The 18,922-nt window shown below is 44.7% G+C and carries 14 protein-coding genes; 11 read left to right on the top strand and 3 right to left on the bottom strand.

Annotated features, from left to right (window positions below; translation table 11 throughout):
* Nucleotides 1–28: 28 nt before the first annotated feature.
* From ABKW31_RS08250 to ABKW31_RS08240, 3 genes are read right to left on the bottom strand one after another with little or no spacing between them, the layout of a single operon-like run.
* The gene (locus tag ABKW31_RS08250; RefSeq protein ID WP_348615846.1) at nt 29–1,621 is read right to left on the bottom strand and encodes a hypothetical protein; all 1,593 of its coding nucleotides are present in this window, start codon (nt 1,619–1,621) and stop codon (nt 29–31) included.
* Between the two features lie 17 nt (nt 1,622–1,638).
* Complete coding sequence (locus ABKW31_RS08245; protein ID WP_348615845.1) at nt 1,639–4,113, bottom strand: LamG domain-containing protein; 2,475 nt, start codon at nt 4,111–4,113, stop codon at nt 1,639–1,641.
* Nucleotides 4,114–4,115: 2 nt separating this feature from the next.
* The gene (locus tag ABKW31_RS08240; protein ID WP_348615844.1) at nt 4,116–5,357 is read right to left on the bottom strand and encodes a hypothetical protein; all 1,242 of its coding nucleotides are present in this window, start codon (nt 5,355–5,357) and stop codon (nt 4,116–4,118) included.
* A gap of 641 nt (nt 5,358–5,998) precedes the next feature.
* Here ABKW31_RS08240 and ABKW31_RS08235 point away from each other — a divergent pair.
* The 11 genes from ABKW31_RS08235 to ABKW31_RS08185 all read left to right on the top strand — a co-directional run bounded on the left by ABKW31_RS08235 (nt 5,999) and on the right by ABKW31_RS08185 (nt 18,905).
* Nucleotides 5,999–8,704, top strand: coding sequence for a hypothetical protein (locus ABKW31_RS08235; protein ID WP_348615843.1), 2,706 nt, complete (start codon nt 5,999–6,001; stop codon nt 8,702–8,704).
* 26 nt (nt 8,705–8,730) lie between these two features.
* Entirely contained in the window at nt 8,731–9,486 is a 756-nt protein-coding gene (locus tag ABKW31_RS08230) for an SH3 domain-containing protein (RefSeq protein WP_348615842.1), read from the top strand.
* Nucleotides 9,456–10,082, top strand: a complete 627-nt coding sequence (locus tag ABKW31_RS08225; RefSeq protein ID WP_348615841.1) for an outer membrane beta-barrel domain-containing protein — start codon at nt 9,456–9,458, stop codon at nt 10,080–10,082. The genes ABKW31_RS08230 and ABKW31_RS08225 overlap by 31 nt, the downstream gene beginning before the upstream one ends.
* Before the next feature lie 29 nt (nt 10,083–10,111).
* The gene (locus tag ABKW31_RS08220; protein WP_348615840.1) at nt 10,112–10,642 is read left to right on the top strand and encodes a TlpA disulfide reductase family protein; all 531 of its coding nucleotides are present in this window, start codon (nt 10,112–10,114) and stop codon (nt 10,640–10,642) included.
* 7 nt (nt 10,643–10,649) lie between these two features.
* Entirely contained in the window at nt 10,650–10,901 is a 252-nt protein-coding gene (locus tag ABKW31_RS08215; RefSeq protein ID WP_348615839.1) for a DUF4266 domain-containing protein, read from the top strand.
* Nucleotides 10,888–12,039: a DUF3570 domain-containing protein gene (locus tag ABKW31_RS08210; protein ID WP_348615838.1), complete on the top strand. Its 1,152-nt coding sequence runs from the start codon at nt 10,888–10,890 to the stop codon at nt 12,037–12,039. Before ABKW31_RS08215 ends, ABKW31_RS08210 begins: the two co-directional genes overlap by 14 nt.
* 26 nt (nt 12,040–12,065) lie before the next feature.
* Complete coding sequence (locus ABKW31_RS08205) at nt 12,066–12,668, top strand: hypothetical protein (RefSeq protein ID WP_348615837.1); 603 nt, start codon at nt 12,066–12,068, stop codon at nt 12,666–12,668.
* A 67-nt stretch (nt 12,669–12,735) separates the two neighbouring features.
* Nucleotides 12,736–14,871, top strand: coding sequence for a hypothetical protein (locus ABKW31_RS08200; protein WP_348615836.1), 2,136 nt, complete (start codon nt 12,736–12,738; stop codon nt 14,869–14,871).
* Nucleotides 14,868–17,876 (top strand): tetratricopeptide repeat protein, encoded by a 3,009-nt coding sequence (locus ABKW31_RS08195; RefSeq protein ID WP_348615835.1) that lies wholly within the window; start codon nt 14,868–14,870, stop codon nt 17,874–17,876. Before ABKW31_RS08200 ends, ABKW31_RS08195 begins: the two co-directional genes overlap by 4 nt.
* A complete protein-coding gene (locus tag ABKW31_RS08190; RefSeq protein WP_348615834.1) occupies nt 17,863–18,615 on the top strand; it encodes a hypothetical protein in 753 nt (250 codons plus the stop codon). The genes ABKW31_RS08195 and ABKW31_RS08190 overlap by 14 nt, the downstream gene beginning before the upstream one ends.
* Nucleotides 18,615–18,905: a hypothetical protein gene (locus tag ABKW31_RS08185; protein WP_348615833.1), complete on the top strand. Its 291-nt coding sequence runs from the start codon at nt 18,615–18,617 to the stop codon at nt 18,903–18,905. Before ABKW31_RS08190 ends, ABKW31_RS08185 begins: the two co-directional genes overlap by 1 nt.
* Nucleotides 18,906–18,922: the final 17 nt, after the last annotated feature.

Raw genomic sequence — 18,922 nt, 5'->3', positions numbered from 1 at the left:
TCGAAGCTGGTAACTCGCAGCTGCTTTTTCACATAACCCCACTCACAATCGGTTCAAAGGCTGTAAGGCTATCGAGTAACGCTGAGTTACCCAAACCGTGACGAGGAAATAAACTAGCAAACTGACCTTGTTCGCCGTGCAGTGCCATGTAGTTGAGTATCACAGTTTCGACCAATAAATTAACGTTATTGGCGGCCGGTGAGCTGGCGGTTTCTACCGAGGCATCACTGCGCATATAGCCAATTTGTTGATGTTTGGCCTGCTGGTCTGTGGTATTGCCTATTAGTTGTGGCGTACCGTTAGGGTTGTAAACTAAAAAGAATGAAGCAGCAGTTGAGGAGTTGTCCCCTGACCAGACACCCTTGCCACGACCATTGAGTGAGTCATCGATCATACCGTTGCTGGCAACCGAACCATCACTGCAGACATACATCATGAGCGGCACGCCTTTGCGCGCGGCATATTCTAGGCAGGCACCCATACAACGTCCAGCGCGCAGATCCCGTGATTCACCGGTGGCGCGGTCTGATGTGTGGTAGTCAAAACCTCCCATGGTAATGGTGCCGGCGCCTGCATAGCCATTAACTACAAGTTTAAGCATAGAGGCGGTTTTCTGAAATTCGCCCTCACTGGCAAATTCTTGTGCGCTAAAAATACCATTATCGCCAACCAAATCACTATCGAGTGAAGGATTCAATGTAGATGGATCGCCAAATCTATCCGTTATATCGGCACTTTTGACATACCCACAGTTAACCATATCTTTAAGCACATCATCAGTGGTGATTTGGCTATTAACCTTGCCGAGCTTCATGGCACTGATGCGTTGAATAGACTCCATCACCGCCACCGAGTCTTGTTGCGATAATAAACCCACTAAGTCACCGGTATCCACTAAACCCGTCACATCAGAAGGTCTGTCGATTTTAGTCGGACGTTTGCTGGGGTCTATCATCATAGCCGGCGCCATAGAGTTACCACCAGAATCGCTATTGCGTGAACCGATTAAGGTCAACAAACTGCCATCAGCACCTACTTTATTGATGCCATACATGGGGTTGTGAGGGTTGTTGCCTGTGTCATTTTCCGAACGTGCTGGGATCACTGCACCGTTCACATTGGCTCGATTGGTAATACTAAATTTATCCTGAATACCACGTAAAAAGGCACTATCAGCATGAAATGCTAAACCTAACTCGGTATTGATAAAGTCACTGAGTCCCGTGGTGGGGTTGGCAATGGGCGGCACCATGTCGCCAGGAATCCCCAATTTGCTGTAACCTGCAGTACTTAAAAAGTCGAGTTGACCGCCTCGTCCGCCAACTAATACATTAGAGCCAGCGATATTTGCACCGCCGGCTAAATCGAAAACGATAAAGGGGATCTTACCTGCGCCTTGCGAGGCAATGCCACAGCTGCTTTTCAGAGCTTCTAAATCGGGAGATAGTGAGGCATAGGCTTTGCCTGGATTGGCAAATAAACTCAAAATTGAGCCACTACATACGGTGCCTACACCGGCCATAAAACCCTGGGCAATAAAGTCGCGACGAGTCATTGGTTTAGCATGACAGGCGTGGCGCAAAGGCTCGTTTAGGGCAAAATGTTTTTTGTTTTTATTCATTATCTTTTCCTTTACGCCTATTGCATAGTAAGGGCAGCACTGCCCAAAGTGGAAGCACATAATGCTTTGACTATGGTTTGGGTATAATTTGCGTCACAGACTTTGCCACCAGAACAATCGCTTAATCTATCTGTCAGGGCATTGAGTTCGCTGTAAACTGCGTTGTTTTCGGGTTGGTTAGCCACATTTTGGCCGAGAATGCCTTGCATGATTGGCGTGAGAATAAGCGCTCTATCTTGAGTAGCGAAAGCGGTACTCGCGGGTTGACTAAAATCAAAACCGCTGAAAAAAGCGCTACGCAAACTGCTATTGGCCACTAGTTGGTCGCAGTATTTTATCGCCATTTGCGTAACTGCCATTTGATTAGATGCTAAAAAGCTATCTAACTTGGTGACCGAAGGTAGTTGTTGTTTTAGTTGCTCAAAGGCTGCCTTCACTGCAATGTTATTGGTAGGTACGCCAGTTGTGGCAGACATACTGGCATTTATTTCGGCAAAGTCACGGATGCCAATTTGGGCTTGTGGGATTAAATCACTACTGGCGGCGGGCGCTGGTGGAATGGCCTCTATGCGCACATTACTTTGCTCACCTAATACCTCAAAGGTTAAAAAGAACTCGTCCTGTTCTGCGCCTTTTTCTAAAGGAATAATAGTACCTAAGCGCGACAAAGCTTGGCCTTCATCGATTACATAGTCATTTTGATTGAGGTTGATATCGATATTTTTAAACACTTGACCCACAGCGGCCTCGCGACCATTAATACCTATTCGCATGCCTTTAAGCGGCAGGGTCGTAATAGCAGCAGTGTTGTCTAATGAGATAAAAAAGGGCTCACTAAATAAGTAGCTATAACTGTCGTACAAGCTGGTTTCTAATACAACATAGCTTTGCGCAATTTGGGTGATGTCGCTCACATCAAACAGCAAAAAGAATTTTTGGCCAATACCCACATCAAAGTTTTGCCTAATTTGTTGACCGTCTAGCACACGATTGTGGATGGCCACCATGCGAACTGAGCCAGCCCAAGGAAAATCACCAGACACTTCACTGCCTAATACAAAAGCATAGCTGTCGTTCCAGTTATTCATGTCGCTCGCTTCAATAGCATCACTGTCTTGGGTGAAAACTCCGTTGACGAATATTTGTCTACCATTGATGGGATCATAGTTGACCACCACATGTTGCAAACTAGCTTGTAAGTCTTCATCTGCATCAGCTGTAGATAGGGCGGGTTGACCGTTACTATCGGTATTGCCGGTGCGAACTAAGGCATTGTAGTTGTATAGGGTTTGACCTAAGGTGAAATTGCGGTTTTCCACACCACCTGAATAACTGATGATGCGCGCCGGACCTTCTTGTGTCACGTTAGCTGGCACTAACCAAGCTTCAATCGCAAATTCGCCGGTGGCGGTAATTAAGTCGTGGAGTTTCTTGCTACTACTGGTCGATCCTTGCGCCTTGCCATTAACCAGTTGAATGCCCCAACCGTTGATCCAAGAATACTCGCCATTTAGATTGAGGTTAATCGCCGGTTCAACACCGCTGGTATCAAAGGCGGTGCTGCCTGAGCCGGTTTTAAACTCCCATTTAGCGATCAGATCTTTTTCAAAGCGGCCGCCACCTGTGGCGAGGGTACCTTCAAATAAACTCAAGGCTTTGCTGTTTATCAGGCTGGCGTCTAACTGGGTAAGGTCAATACCGTTTGCCATTGCTTGGATGGCGGTAATGAGTTCATTGGCATCGCTTGTGCAATCGCTCCAACAGTTGTGAAATTCGTCACGTAGTCGACCGACAAATCTTGAGTTTGCTGGGGTATCAAGTTCAATACGGGCTTTAGCTGCCTGATAAGCTTCGTCAACATCACTTGAGGCAAAGTACGGTGAAATTGCAATGGTGGCGGAATTCGTATGACAATTAGCGCAATAAGTTTCTAATAAGGGGTATACCGTGTCTGCAAACAGCGCGGTATCGCTGGGAAAGTTTTTGTTGGCTCCGGGTTCTTTGGCTAAGGGGGCTTCTAATTGAATTTTGTTAGCAGTGTTTTCAATATTAGCCCAATTGCTGATCCACGTAGTCATGATATCTGCGCAGGCCGAAGCACTAGCTAACCAACAATTATGGCCGCCAGCTACTTTTGTGACTAAGGTGGAATCTTGCGCGGATTGTAAATTAACTAAGCTATTCGCGGCAGTATAAGCAAGGTTAATATCATCATTGCGCGCGAACGACGGACTTTGTTGATCTTGCACATGGCAGGCGCCACAGCGTTCTTTGCCACTAATGTTATCCCATAACGCCAGCTTAAATTGTTGCACATCGCCAGTAGACGCTACTGGACCAGAATATGTAATAGGACTGGTATCAAGCGGCGCAGGTGTCGGCGTTTGGGTAACTTGAGTGGTGCCACCGCCACAAGCGTTTAACAATATTGCGCTACAAAACAGCAACGATAGGTGAATAGGAGAGCGTAAGGTTGTAGTTTGAGACACCATGACTATTCTCCCTTACAATAATTGGCAGAGTCGGCAAAGACCTGTTTGATTTGATAGCCATTTTGCTTAAATGTTTCGGTCATGTCGCTTACCTCTGCTCTATCTTGCGCGTCTTGTGGGCTGCGTAAACACACATTTTCAAAGACCTTTGTCACCTGACATTGAGCAAATTGTTGACTGTTGGCTAATTCCCAGCCCATGGATTTTGCGCCACTTCCTGAGCCAGGTAAACTTTGCTCCCAGCCTAAATTATGATTTAAACCCTCACGCCAGTAGTTATTCCAGTTGTCGTTTTCAGTCACAAAACCAAAGGGAAAATTGTTGCTATTAATACGGTATTTTTCTTGTACACGACTGCCGGTTACAGGGTCTTGTTGGCCCGCTGCGAGGTATTGCAAACGGCCATTATTTCCTTCTGGATCGCCGTTAACGTCATATTGATAATTATAATAAGCAAAGGCCTGGACCAAAGGATCCATGCCCGAGTGACATCCAACACAGGAGTTATTAAAAATGCGGCTATCACCACCGGGGCTGCGACTAACATCCTGACGCACTCTATCTGGAGCGCGACTGGTGTCTTTTAAGCCTTCTAAGTCAGTGCATAATTGATTGATCAAAGTAAAACGGAACATGGCGCGATTAGTGCCATCTTTAAAAAAGGCTTTGGCGCCAGCACGTGTTGTCATTACCCCGGCAGTGGCGTCAACAGGTAAACCCATTTGTGCTGATTGAGTATCAGCCTCTAAAACGACTTTAAGGTCAAGACTCTGATCTTCCATTGCTTGGTACAAGGCATTGTTACTGACACTGTAGGCGGGCAAATTAAAAGCAGATTTGGCGACATACAGAATATCACCCGACAACAACTGCCTAAAATCGACATCGTCTCTGATCATGCCAATTACAGTGGCGGTGTAATCATTGAGGGGAGCAAATACATCGGCTTCTTCATTGGTCCAAGGCGTCACCCAATTTTTTAAAGTTACAGAATAGAAAGCAGGATCGTTCATGGCTAAGTAGGCTGCCTCACTTACCTGGCCTTGACTAATTAAGCTGGTCATTTGGTCAAGCACCTGGGCGCTCGGCGGTACGCCGGTCAAGCGGTCATGCATACGCTTGGCCTGTTCTCGCTCACCCGCTAAAGTTGGCGCTGACAAGGTTAACCCTGCAATCAACAGCATAATAGACGTTATTAGACCCATTACCCCTAACGAGCCAATTTGCTTGAATATGTTTTTCAAATTGAAGCTCCTGTGCAAATGAATAGATTAAAGACTTAATTTAGTGATAGGTAAATATATCCGGACAGCATTAGGTCTAGTTTGTAATACCTATCTATCTCAACTTAAGGTAAATGTGTTACTTAGCTTATTCAAACATGACCCAGGCCACTAGCACATATTGGACCAATAAATTGATGCATGACTTAGCAAGGTTTGAGGCGCCTTATATACTCTATATTAAGGTTTTTGCACTGCTGATATGTCAGTAATAATAGACTAATGCTTGAGCCTTAATCTTGATTGACATGGGCCTGGGGCTCCAAGTACTGACAATTAAAAGAATTAATATCGCAATTAAATGCTGTAGGTAAATAGAAACACAATGCAAATTTCTAAACAGCCCGCTAGTATATTTATACTAAATTTCGCTTTGATGCTGCTTTCAATCTTGGCTTGGGTATTAAATTCTATTACTTATGTTAGCCTAGATAATTGAGTCAGCATATTAAGCATGGCAGGATGTCAGCCTCTTTTATAGCTTGTGAATACTATTTGTTGCAGCTTAACGACAGTTTTAGTTCGTCATCATCGTTGTTAAGCTAAGCAGTGTTTCAGCTCCATCCATAATGTAAGCAACAGGACACAAGGCGCGAGTAAATATGTTGAATCCTTATTTTTCATTAAGCAAAGCCCTGCTCAGTCTAGTGATAGTCAGTGGCATGTTTGGCTGTGGTGGAGATAAGGTACTACCCAACGACCAAGAGCCTGATCCGGTTGTGGTTGATGTGCCTATCGCCTTTATTAAGCGTGTTTTGCCCTTGGATGAAAATGGTAATCTAATCACTCAAGATATGCGCCTTATTAATGAATTTGTGCCCGGCGCAGGCCTATATATCAAAGTCCGGGCCGCTGCGAGTGCCAGCGAACGGAATATAAGCGATCAAGCATTTTTCAGTGCGGATCAAATTGCCGCGGCCAGTCCTGAAAATCCACTAGCTGACTACGATGTAAAAGATTTGGAAGTCTCCTACGATGGGAGAACTCTCATTTTTGCCATGCGCGCACCTGAAATAGAAGGCGCGGATGACGACGAACAACCCACTTGGAACTTATGGCAATACAGCATAACCAATGACAGCTTACAACGAGTAATAGGTAATGATGCCCTAGCTGAGGCAGGCCAAGATACCGCGCCAGTTTATTTGGCTGATGGCCGCATAGTGTTTAGCTCAACCCGCCAGCAAGCCAATCAAGCGATTTTGCTGGATGAAGATAAACCGCAATACCAAGCACTTGATGAACGGCGTAATCAAACCGCTTCTGTGCTGCATGTAATCAATCCTGACGGGAGTGACATCAAGCAAATTTCATTTAATCAAAGCCACGACCTTGACCCTACCGTGTTGAGTTCAGGCAAGATCTTATTTAGTCGCTGGGACAACGCGGGTAACAACAATAGTTTTAATCTTTATCAGATGAACGCTGATGGTAGTGAGTTAGAAATTGTCTATGGTCGGCACAGTCACAGCAGTGAACGTTCAAGCCAAAGTTTGCAATATTCCCAACTGCGAGAGTTGCCCAATGGCAATATACTCAGTGCCTTACGTCCGATGACTATAAGCCAATGGGGCGGCGAGTTTGTTGAAATTAATATACAACAATATATCGACCGCCAAACTCCTGTTAGCGGTACAAATGCAGGTGACACTGCAGAAACAGCTGCGCTGTTTAATAACATTGTTATCGACGGAGATTTATCGGCGGGTGGGCGTTTTTCTTCCGTTTATCCTTTGTGGGATGATAGTGGGCGCATACTATTTAGTTGGAGCCAGTGCCGTGTATATGATCCTAATGCTGAAGTGGTCGAAGGACAGGCACGAGCGATCATTCCCTGTACTACTGCACTACTTGAAACTCCTGATATACAAGCGGCACCTCTGCTATATGGCTTGTGGATGTATAACCCTGATGACAATACGCAATTGGTTATCGGTGTTCCACAAGAGCAGAGTATGTATACCGAAGCACTTGCTATGCAAGCTCGTAGTTTTCCGGGCAATGCCCAACAAAGCGAAAATTTTGATGCCGAACTAGCTCTAGCTGAACTGGCTCAAGTGCATATTCGCAGTGTTTATGATTTTGCCGGTATCGATGCCTCGCCTCAAGGTATTAGTGTCTTAGCTGACCCAACACAAACCCCAGTAGCTGACAGACCCGCACGCTATTTGCGCATTGTTAAGGCGGTGTCTCAACCGGATGACAATACTCGGGATTTTAGTAACTCGGCTTTTGGGCGCAGTAGCGGTCAATTGATGCGCGAAATCATTGGTTATACGCCAATTGAACCCGATGGGTCAGCGTTATTTACCGTGCCCGCCAATGTTCCGTTGGCCTTTAGTATCCTCGACAGTCAAGGTAAACGTATTAGCGAGCGTCATCAAAATTGGCTGCAATTTGCACCAGGTGAAGTGCGCAGCTGCAATGGCTGTCATACACAAAGCAGCACGGCAGCTCACGGCCGGTTTGATGCTGAAGCCGGCAGTATTAACATGGGAGCCGCCAGCACAGGTTCACCTTTTCCCAATACTAATCCGGCCTTGTTTGCTGATTTTGGCGATACGATGGCGCAAACTGCGGGTCGCATTAACGGTGTGTTTTATCCCAATAACGATATTCAATTTAGCGATGTTTGGACTGATCCTACTTTACAAACTCCGGCTGATAGCAGCCGTTTCGCTTACGGTGATATGAATACGGCCATTCCGATTACACCCAGTTGTGCGACTAATTGGACGTCTTTGTGTCGTATTCAAATAAATTATCCACAGCACATTCAAGGGGTATTTGAATTAGCCCGTCCTGTACTAGCCGAAGATGGCCTAAGCCAGTTAGACGAGCACCGTTGCACTCGGTGTCATGCGCCAAGCGATGAGTTTGACCTCGCCCAAGTACCGGCGGCCCAACTGGATTTAAGCGGCACAGTCTCAAGCGATAATCCAGACCATCTCACTAGTTACCGCGAATTAATGTTTGGCGATAATGAGCAGGAAGTGGTTGAGGGTTTGTTGATCGATCGTTTAGTCATCGCAACCGACGCAAATGGTCAGCCGGTTTTTGCACTAGACGATCAGGGAGAATTGATTCTAGACGAATTCGGCCAGCCTATTCCAATATTGACCACCGTTGCCGTTACTAACACCATGTCACCCAATGGTGCACGTGCGAGCTCACGTTTTTTCTTGCCCTTTAATACCAATGGTAGTCACAATGGTTGGCTTAGTCCTGCAGAGTTAAAGCTTATTGCAGAATGGTTAGATATTGGTGGACAATATTACAATAATCCCTTTGCGGCGCCGCTAAATTAATGCTGCTACAGATACAAGGATATGGCTTGAATAGGCTTAAAAAAATTGCAACTTACCTGCTCTGGTTAAGCTTGATAAGTCTAACATGCCCTGCATACAGCGCAGAAGAAGCTGAGGTAATGGTTAAAGAGGCCTTTGTTAATATGCACTCTGGGCCAGCAGGTGGCTACCCTGTTATTGCGGTGGCAGCACAAGGCCAATGGCTGAGCATATTGAAAAGACGTACAACGTGGTTCAAGGTGCAAAACGAGCAAGGTAAACAAGGCTGGATTAGCCAAGCAGATCTGCATTTAACTCTCGATAGCAAGGCGCAGGCGGTGAAGCTGTCTGATGGCTCATTTGAGAGTTTTGCACAGCGACAATTTGAATTTGGCGCCATGGCAGGCTCATTTGAGGGGGTACCCAGTGTCAGTTTATTGGCCAACTGGATGGCCAGCGAAAATATTGCTTTGGGGCTTAATATTAGCCAAGCCGTAGGCAATTATTCCGAGAATCAATTGGCCATGCTTAACATTAGCCATAACGCCTTTCCAGAATGGCGACTGGCACCTTATTTTGTGCTTAGTGCCGGAAAAATTTGGACTAAGCCAAAAGGAGGCTTGGTGCAAAGCGGTGACGAAAAACGCAGTAATAACGTTATCTCTGCGGGTGTGGGTTTACGCTATTACTTAACACAAAAATTTTTGCTCAAACTAGAATATAACAGTTTATTGGTCAAAACCGACCGAGATACCAACGAGGAATTGGCACAATGGCAACTAGGTTTCGCAGTCTTTTTTTAATCCCATTGGCAGTTTTACTTGCCAGCCCTGTTTGGGCGCAAGAAGCTGACGTTATTGAACCTCAGCCACAGCGCCGCGAAATAACGGAAGCGAACATTGATACTGAAAATTTTGAAATCGGTATTGTGGCGGGTGTAATTAGTATTGAAGATTTTTCTAGCAGTGCCATTGTGGGTGGTCGATTGGCTTACCACATTAATGAAGATTTTTTTGTAGAGGCTGCTTATGAACAAGCGACTGCCGGGCAAACTAGCTTTGAGATTTTGAGTGGCGGTGCACCCTTGCTCACCGACGACGAACGCAACTATCGTTATTTCAACTTGGGTTTAGGTTACAACCTCAATGGCGAAACCTTCATTACCGACAGTTTTGTGATTAATTCCGCGGCCTTTTTTACCGTGGGTGCTGGCAGTACCAAATTTGGAGGCGATCAACGTTTTACCCTGAGCTTAGGAGCAGGCTATCGGGTGTTATTAACCGACTATTTTTCACTTCGAGTAGAACTTAAGGATCACCTATTTAACAGTGAATTAATTGGCCAAGAGAAAACCACGCATAATATTCAATATGGTCTTGGCGCCACCTTCTTTTTTTAATACGCACAACAGCACTAAGAGAACTCATTATGAAAGCAGTTAGTCATTCAAGTAAGTCCTTCGTCATTAAGTCAGGCATAGCCACCTTGTTAGTTGGCTTAATATTAACCACGCAAAACTTAGTTTTTGCAGGTGACAAACTAAGCCCTGCGCCGGACTTCACCTTAGCCAGTAAAAGTGATGGTAATGTGCGTTTACAAGAACAAAGGGGCAGTGTGGTTTTAATCAATTTCTGGGCTTCTTGGTGTGGCCCTTGCCGTGAAGAATTACCCCTGCTTGAGGCCTTGCAGCAAGATTATGCCGACCTAGGTTTTACTATATTGGCGGTCAATGTTGATAAAACACCGGCCAAAGCAGAAGTATTACTCAGTGATATACCGGTCACTTTTCCTGTGTTATTCGATCCCGATGCAGTGGTCAGCAAATTGTATGATGTGAGTGCTATGCCCACTACCGTGATTGTTGATAGAGATGGCAATCAGCGTTTATTGCATAAAGGTTATAAAAGTGGCGATGTGGCCAAATACGAGCACATCATTAAAACCTTGTTAAGAGAATAGGTCCACCATGAAAGTTCAATCCTACTTAGCTCAGATGTTTTTACGTTTTGTCACTGTGTTAATGATCGTTATCTTTGCTGCGGGATGTGCCTCAATTGAACCTTGGGTACAACCTTACGAACGCGAAAACCTAGCTGACCCGATTATGAGCATGAATCGAAATCCGGTTGCTATGAGCTATACCCATCATGCTTTTCAAGCTCGCGAAGGAGCAAGAGGGGCTGAAGGCGGAGCAGGAGGCGGTTGTGGTTGTAACTAAAATAGTCAATGTTCGGTGGCCGGCGGCTTTACTGCTGAGCCTGTGGTCAAGCTCAATGCTTTTTGCTGCGGTGTTACCGCAAGAGCGTTCTGATGCTATGTACCATTCTTACCAAGGCGGCGGCATGTCGATTGACGGGCCTTCAATTCTACTGCGAAAAAACATCGGTAGTAATGTGTCAGTAACCGCTAACTACTACGTTGACACTATATCTGGTGCATCTATTGACGTACTAGCGACAGCTAGTCAGTATGAAGAAGAGCGTACCGAACAAAGTGTTGGCGTGGATTATTTACATAATAAAACCCTGATGAATCTAAGTTATACCACCAGTTCTGAAAATGATTTTGAGGCTAAGTCAGTATCTTTTGGTTTATCCCAAGATTTTTTTGGTGATTTAACGACCTTGAGTCTTGGTTATGCGCGAGGCAATGACGAAGTAGGCAAGCGAGGCGACGATACCTTTTTAGAAGAAGCCGAGCGGCAAAATTATCGCCTAGGGCTTACCCAAGTAATAACTAAAAACATGATCCTCGGCTTAAGCTTTGAAAATATTGCTGATCAAGGTTACTTAAATAATCCTTATCGAGCGGTACGCTTTTTAGACGAAGGCAGTGCCAAGGGCTATCGTTTTGAAACAGAAGTCTATCCGAATACCCGCACTAGCAATGCCGCCGCCATAACGGCAAATTATTATCTGCCTTATCGTGCGTCGATTTATGCCGAAGCAAAGGTCTTTAGCGATACCTGGGGTATTGATGCCAATACTTATAAAATGGGTTATATCCATACCTTTGGTGATGAATGGATAGTTGAACTGCGCAGCCGTTTTTACCAACAAGACAAGGCAGACTTTTATCAAGATTTATATCAACGCAGTGAAGAATTTAACTTTCGCGCGCGCGACAAAGAAATGAGTACTTTTTCTAATATAGCCTTGGGGCTCAGTGTCAGTTATGAATTTAGGTTTTCAGCGGCTAACTGGCTGAAAAAAAGCAGTATCAACCTCGATTTTGACCATGTGAAGTTCAACTATGATGATTTTCGTAATGTACTCACAGACGCGCCGGTAGGTGACGAACCTTTCTATCAATTTTCTGCCAATATCACACGTTTATACGTGTCGATTTTTTATTAATCATGACGGACTCAGGTGCCCTTTTTATGACAATCAAACAAGCCGCAAAAAACGCCATGCAGACGGCACACACTTGGTACCCCGGTTTATCAAGCATGGTGCGCAACTTATTAGTGCTCTTGGCTCTCGGTGTCTTATTAGCGAGTCAGGGCGTCAAGGCCCAACAAAACGATGATACAAGCCAAACCTTGAGTGTGCAGGAGCAGTTGCAAGCGCTCAAAAAAGAAGTGATTGCCTTAAACCGCGACTTGTTTGTTTTAGAGGAAGACTTGTTGTTTCCTTCAAGTACCCAACTGGTGGTTTATTTAGCTATGGATGTTGGCACTTATTTTGATTTGGATTCGGTTGAAGTCAAACTAGATGGAAAAACGGTGACCCACTATTTATATACCGAAAAACAACAAGAGGCCTTAGTCAAAGGCGGCGTGCAAAAACTGCATTTAGCTAATCTTGCCCAAGGAGAGCATGAAATTAGTGCCTTTTTTATTGGCAAAGGGCCGCATGAACGCGAATACACTCGCGCGACCAGCTTGGTCTTTACTAAGTCTGCTGATGCCAAATTGTTAGAGTTGCGCATCGTCGACTCTAGTGCCAGTCAACAACCAGAATTTAGCGTAATTGAACTCTAAAATGCTTGCTCAAGTCGCAAAATTTAAGCTTTTACTGGACTGTTTTTACCCGCTTGGTGCACGGCTGTTGTCTAGCTTTGTGGGCCTGAGAGGTGGCGTAATATTGTTGAGTTGTTGTTTAACCTTGCCAGTGATAGCCGCTGACCGCATTGATAACGATGCGCCTTCCGAGCAAAAAGTGATGCTTGAAAAATACTATCAGCAGGCACTCTATGCTTATTTTCAGGGCGATGTATTAGCTGCATTGAGTCAATTTTCATTGTTAGAGCAGCGCTATCCACAAGGTTTAAAAAACATTCCAGATTATCTACGCAAGCAAGATATAGAGCCTGAATTACTGAAAGGTGCCTTAAGTCTGTCTTTCGGAATTGAAGACCAAGCTGCAGAGATTTTTCAACGCTTACTGGTTGATTATGATTCAGCTGAAAAGCGCACTCAAGCTTGGTTTTTATTGGGCTTAACCTACTACCGCCAAGAACAGTGGCAAAAAGCCTCAAGGTCGTTTGGGCAAATCAATGAGGCCCAAGCCGGTGACTATTTAGACGTGCAAAGCCATGATCAGTGGATTTATCTGCAAGCGCAGTTACGTAGCCTGCACCCTGATATGATTACAGAACAGGGCAATGTTCAAGACGCAGAGAGTGAGCAAAACTATTGGCAAGAGGCCTTATCGGCAGATTCAATTTATCATTATTATTTAAAATATAATCAGGCTCTCGCCACCCTACAAAGTGGCGATATGCAACTTGCCATTGGCCAATTAAAGGCGTTAATTGATAAACCCAAGCAGGGTTTTAGTCAATTTGTGAATAGTTGGTTTAGCCCTTTAATATCCGAATCAAGTTTGACCAGTGAGGAACAAGAGGTAGCGCATCAACAAGAAATTTATGGTGTGCTGGATAGGGCCAAATTAACCTTGGCATATGTATTACTCCAACAAGACCAACCCCAACAAGCTTATCGGGTATTTTCGCAAATTCGTCGTGAAGGTCTGGATGGCGAAGCCGCGGTATTGGGTTATGGCTGGGCTGCAGCCAAAAGTGATGAGTTGCAAAATGCGCTCGGTATTTGGCAAAGCCTAATTCAACAAACTCATTTTTCTGAATACACCTTAGAAGCCTATCTTGCCTCTGCCTACGCCTATGAAAAAGCTTATGCCCCGCGTCAGTCGGTGGCTATTTTAAAGACCGGTCTTAATCGTTTTGAGCAGGCTTTAGTTGAACTGAGTGAGACACGTCAGCAGGTTAGTCAGCCTGGTTTTTTACTGCAATTAGCACAAGATTTTGAATCTAGTCAGCCCGCGTTGATAAGCTCTACTGCCAATGTCGACCAAGATGGGGCTCTAAAACTGTTGGTGAATCAACTAGGCGTTAGTAATGAATTTCGTCATTACTTAGCGGCGCTACAACAAACCCAAACACTTGAATTGCGCTTAACTGATTGGCAACAGCGAATGGCATATTACGAACTAATGTTAGATGAACGCGAACAGCAAAAGTTACAGCGGGCCCAAGTGATGTTGCAAAACCAAATTTTTGCACAGTTACCTGCTCTGGTTGAACAACGTGATGCATTAGCACAAACAATGATTATGGCCGAACAGCAAGGTGATGCTGAAGCACTAATGGCAGCACAATATCAACAATGGGTAGAGCGATTAGATCAGGCTCAACAGCGCCTGCAAAAAATCGAAACCCTCAAGGCGCAATTGCAACAACCCGCCCTTAAAGCCGAATATGCCGAGCGTTTAAAGCGCATCAAGGGCACTTTAGTCTGGTTGGCCAGTGAAGCTTATCCTGACAATCGTCGTCAAGCACAAAAGGCCCTAGCTGAACTTGATCAATTACTCGACAAAGCCAATCAGCAACAAAAGCAATTATTGATTGAATTGCAAGGCCGCCCTGATTATGCAACGCAACGTCAACAAGTGGCGTCAATCGCTGTGCGAATTGATCGACAGCTACAAAAGAATCAAGGATTACAAAAAAGTTTAGTCAAAAAGTTAAACCAAGAGTTAACCCAGCTCATCGACCAACAGCAGGGCAAGGTCAATGACTATATCCTGCAAGCCCAATTGGCGATGGTGAGATTAAATGACCAAGCCTTGCAACAAAATCAAGCTCAGGGCACACAGATACCAGCTATAGATATAGGCCGTCCACCGCAGTTAGCGCCGACTGTAGATGAGGTGCAAACACCATGAAAAGAGTAAGTTCTAGCCCATCTTTGGCGATGGTTGTATCCAGTACATTACTCTGTTTAGCCTTGAGTGCGTGTAGCATATTCGAGCCCATTGTGGAGGTTAAACCCAAACCACAGATATCATCACAATCATTGGGTGAAACCTATTTTGCGCCTCTGCCTTTGGACAATCAGTTATTGCCTGAACCGAGCTTGCAGCAATTACGTCAAGAGTACGCTAATTTACTGCCGCGGGTACAAGACCCTGAAACTCTTAGAATTGTGCAATATCGTTTGGCAGATTTAACCGCAGTACTAGCTGAAAAACAGCTCGAGTCTGGCTTAGCCGTAAGTGCTAATGGCGAGAATATTCTGCAATCAGCGGTTAAACAATATCAAGATTTGCTGGTGGCTCAGCCCGCTAAAAACGAAAATATGGAAGTACTTTATCAATTGGCTAAGGCACATGAGCAACAGGGCCAGTTAGAGCAAAGTTATGCCATCTTGCAGCAGTTATTACGAGCCTTTCCGGCTAATCCTTATCTAGCGGAAGTGTATTTTCGTCTAGGCGAAATAGAATTTAACCGCAAGCAATATGTGCAAGCGGTAACGGCGTATCAGCGCGTTTTAGACCAAGGCTCGCAAAGTGCTTATTACGCTACCTCGGCTTATATGCTGGGTTGGAGCTATTTTAAACAAAATCAAAATAGCCAAGCCTTAGTGGCTTTTACAAGCTTGCTCGATAATAGTTTACCGAATGACATTATTGCTCAGCCAATGATGAGGCAAGTAGACAGTCAAGCGCAAATAGAGGCTCTGGGCTCCGGTGAAAAACGTTTAGTTAACGATACCTTACGCATCATGAGTTTGTTATTTTCATATCAAGAAAGCCAATATGAAAATCGGGCAGACAGCATCGTTGATCATTTCGAGCGAGTAGGGCCACGGCACTATGAATATGTATTGTACGACCAACTTGCTCAGCTGTATTTAAATCAAGGTCGTTTTCGAGATAGCGCCCAAGTTTATCAGCGGTTTAGTATCGTTAACGCAGACCATTTTCAAGCACCGACATTTGCTGTCAAAGAAATTGATGCCTATATCTTGGGTAAATTCCCTTCTTTGGTTTTACCGGCTAAACAATTGTTTGTGCAACGTTATGGTATTACAGGGCAGTATTGGACGGCGTGGGGTGTATTGCAACAAGAACGAGTCGCACCTTATTTAAACCAGTATTTGCAAGAATTGGCCAATTATGAGCACAACCGCGCACAGTTGTTAAGCGCAAAAAGTACTGAACTGGGTCAAGCTAAACAACCAGAAGTAGGGGCCAGTGCCAAGGCCAAAACTGAAGTCTCTGCCACTAGTGTTAAAGCTGATGCTAAGGCTGCGTATTTATTGGCTGCTGCTTGGTATCAAGAATTTATTCAAACATTCTATGCCGACCCTCTCAGCCCGCAAATACGCTTTAGTTTGGCAGAAGCTTTATTTTCTGCTGAGCAATATGCACAGGCTATTACCACCTTTGAAAATTATGCTTACGACACCCAAACTTTTCCTAAAGCTGCAGAAGCAGGGTATGCAGCGATCCTCGCGTATCGGCAAATACAGTTAGTGGGTGATGAAAACAGTCCGCTGAGTCAAGAGCAATGGTTAGATAAACAACTTATCAGCCAAGATAATTTTGTGGCGACGTTTAGCGATGATGTGCGTGCCTCAGACGTATTATATATTTCTATGCAACAACGTTTTAGTTTAGAGCGTTATTTATTGGCGATTGAAAATGCGCAACAGCTATTAACATGGCAACCCAGTATTTCAGCAGCACAAAATAGTGCTAGCCTTCTGGTTATTGCCCATAGTCAATTCGCCATACAAGATTACGCTGCTGCCGAGTCGTCTTATCAACATATTGTATTAGGTTTAGCCAACACTGATCCAAGCAAGGCCGATATTCAAGAAAAGCTAGCAGCAAGTATATATAAACAGGGTGAACTGAATATTCAACAGAACTACCTGCCATTAGCGGTCAATGACTTCTTACGGGTATTAGCGGTGACACCGCAAACCAGTATCAGGATCACGGCTCAGTATGATGCTGCTAACTATTTACTGGAAATGCAGCAATGGCAGCAAGCAATTGGCTTACTGGAAGACTTTAAACAGCGATTTGCCGCACACCCCTTGGCGCAAAATATTGACGATAAACTTATTTTTGCTTACCAGCAAAACGAAGATTGGCAGCCCGCCGCTAACAAGCTAATGGACTTGTGGAAGGCCTCACCGCAAAGCGAAGAAGGCCGCCAAGCCCTCTATGTGGCAGCGCAATATTTTAATAAAATTGGCCAAACTCAGTCGGCGTTAGAAGCGTATCGCGATTATGCCCACGCCTTTCCTTTGCCCTTAGCTGAGGCCAATGAAGCGCGTTTTATTTTAAGTGAAATGTACCGTGAGGAAAACGATGATGCCAAGCGTCGTTTTTGGTTACAAAAGTTGCTTGACGCCGATCAACAAGCTGCCGCCGACCCAGCAATTGGCCGCTCTGACCGCTCACGTTATTTAGCCGCGATGAGTTCCTTGGTTTTTGCCCAGGATAAGTTGACTCGCTTTAAACAAATTAAACTAAGCCTACCGCTGAAAAAGAGTTTAGCCCGCAAAAAAGCGGCGCAGAACTCTGCTCTGCAAGCGTTTAATCAGGTACTAGATTATAAGGTGGCGGATTACGTTACCGCGGCTAATTTTTATTTGGCTGATATCTATCATCAACTGGCCAAAGACTTAATGAGCTCAAGTAAACCGAATAATCTGAGCGTCTTAGAGTTAGAACAATATGAACTCTTGCTCGAAGAACAAGCCTTTCCCTTTGAAGAGCAGGCGATTACCTTGCATGAAACCAACGCTCAGCGTATGTGGCAAGGTAACTTTGATACGTGGATTCAACAAAGTTTGTTAGCCTTAGAAACATTGATGCCAGCACGCTATCGTAAAGTTGAGCAAGGAGTTGAGGTCAGCAATGAAATTTTTTAAGTCTAATTTTATAGTCATCATACTAAGTGGATTTTTGCTTAGTGCTTGTAGCAGTTTTAATCAACAAAAGACAACAGATGACAAGCTCGCCACTCAAACGCCGACGTTGAAAAGCAGTGTTGAATTGACCGAAAATCGCGATCCTTGGCAACAAAAAGCCACTGAATTGCAAGCCCTGCCCAATCAGTATTTAACACAAGGGACAACGTTTGTTATACCCCCTGTTGTGCAAAGCCAATTTGAACAAGGTATTGCCCTGATAAAACAACAAAAGCTAAGGGAAGCAAATAGGCTCTATGTTAACTTATCCCAACAATATGCGAACTTATCTGGTGTATGGGTGCAATTAGCCGATATCGCGCAGTTACAAGGTGAGCAGCAGCAAGCTATGGATTATGTGCAGCAGGCATTGAGTGCTAACAAGTTAAACTATATTGCGCATAATCGCTTAGCCTTATTGTATCGTCAGCAAGGCCAGTTTAATTTAGCCTTACAACACTACAATTTGGCCTTAGAAAGTTGGCCAGCCTTTGCTCAAGCGCGTTTGAATCGCGGCATATTACATGATTTGTACTTAGGTAATAAGAGCCAAGCCTTAGAAGATTATTCGGTGTATCAAGCCCTACTGGCTAAACCGGAACGGCAGGTAGTTGGCTGGATTGCTGATCTTGAACGACAGGTTCAAAGTCGAGAAAAAGCAGACAATGCCATATCGGGTTCACTGAAAGGAGAGCTGTAATGAAACGTTTAATGTTATCTATTATTATACTTTTTTCCGCGGTTAATGCCGCCGCCCAACAACAGGTGATTCAATTAGAAGACACCATTCGGGGGAATCAAGAACAACCAAAGGTGTTAACTATCGTACCGTGGCAGGCGCCCACTGTTAAGCAAGCTTTGCCCAGTCCGATATTACAAAGAATTAATCTTAAGTTTGTAGCCTTAGAGCGCGATGAGTTTAGTCGGCAATTGCAAGCGCTCAACCAACAACAAAATGTTAGTTATTCGAGCCAAAACTTAGATCCCTAATCAGATACCTAAGATGG

The organism is Paraglaciecola sp. 25GB23A (assembly GCF_040012495.1).
Taxonomy (GTDB): Bacteria; Pseudomonadota; Gammaproteobacteria; order Enterobacterales; family Alteromonadaceae; genus Paraglaciecola.
This window is presented reverse-complemented; position numbering and strand designations above follow the sequence as displayed.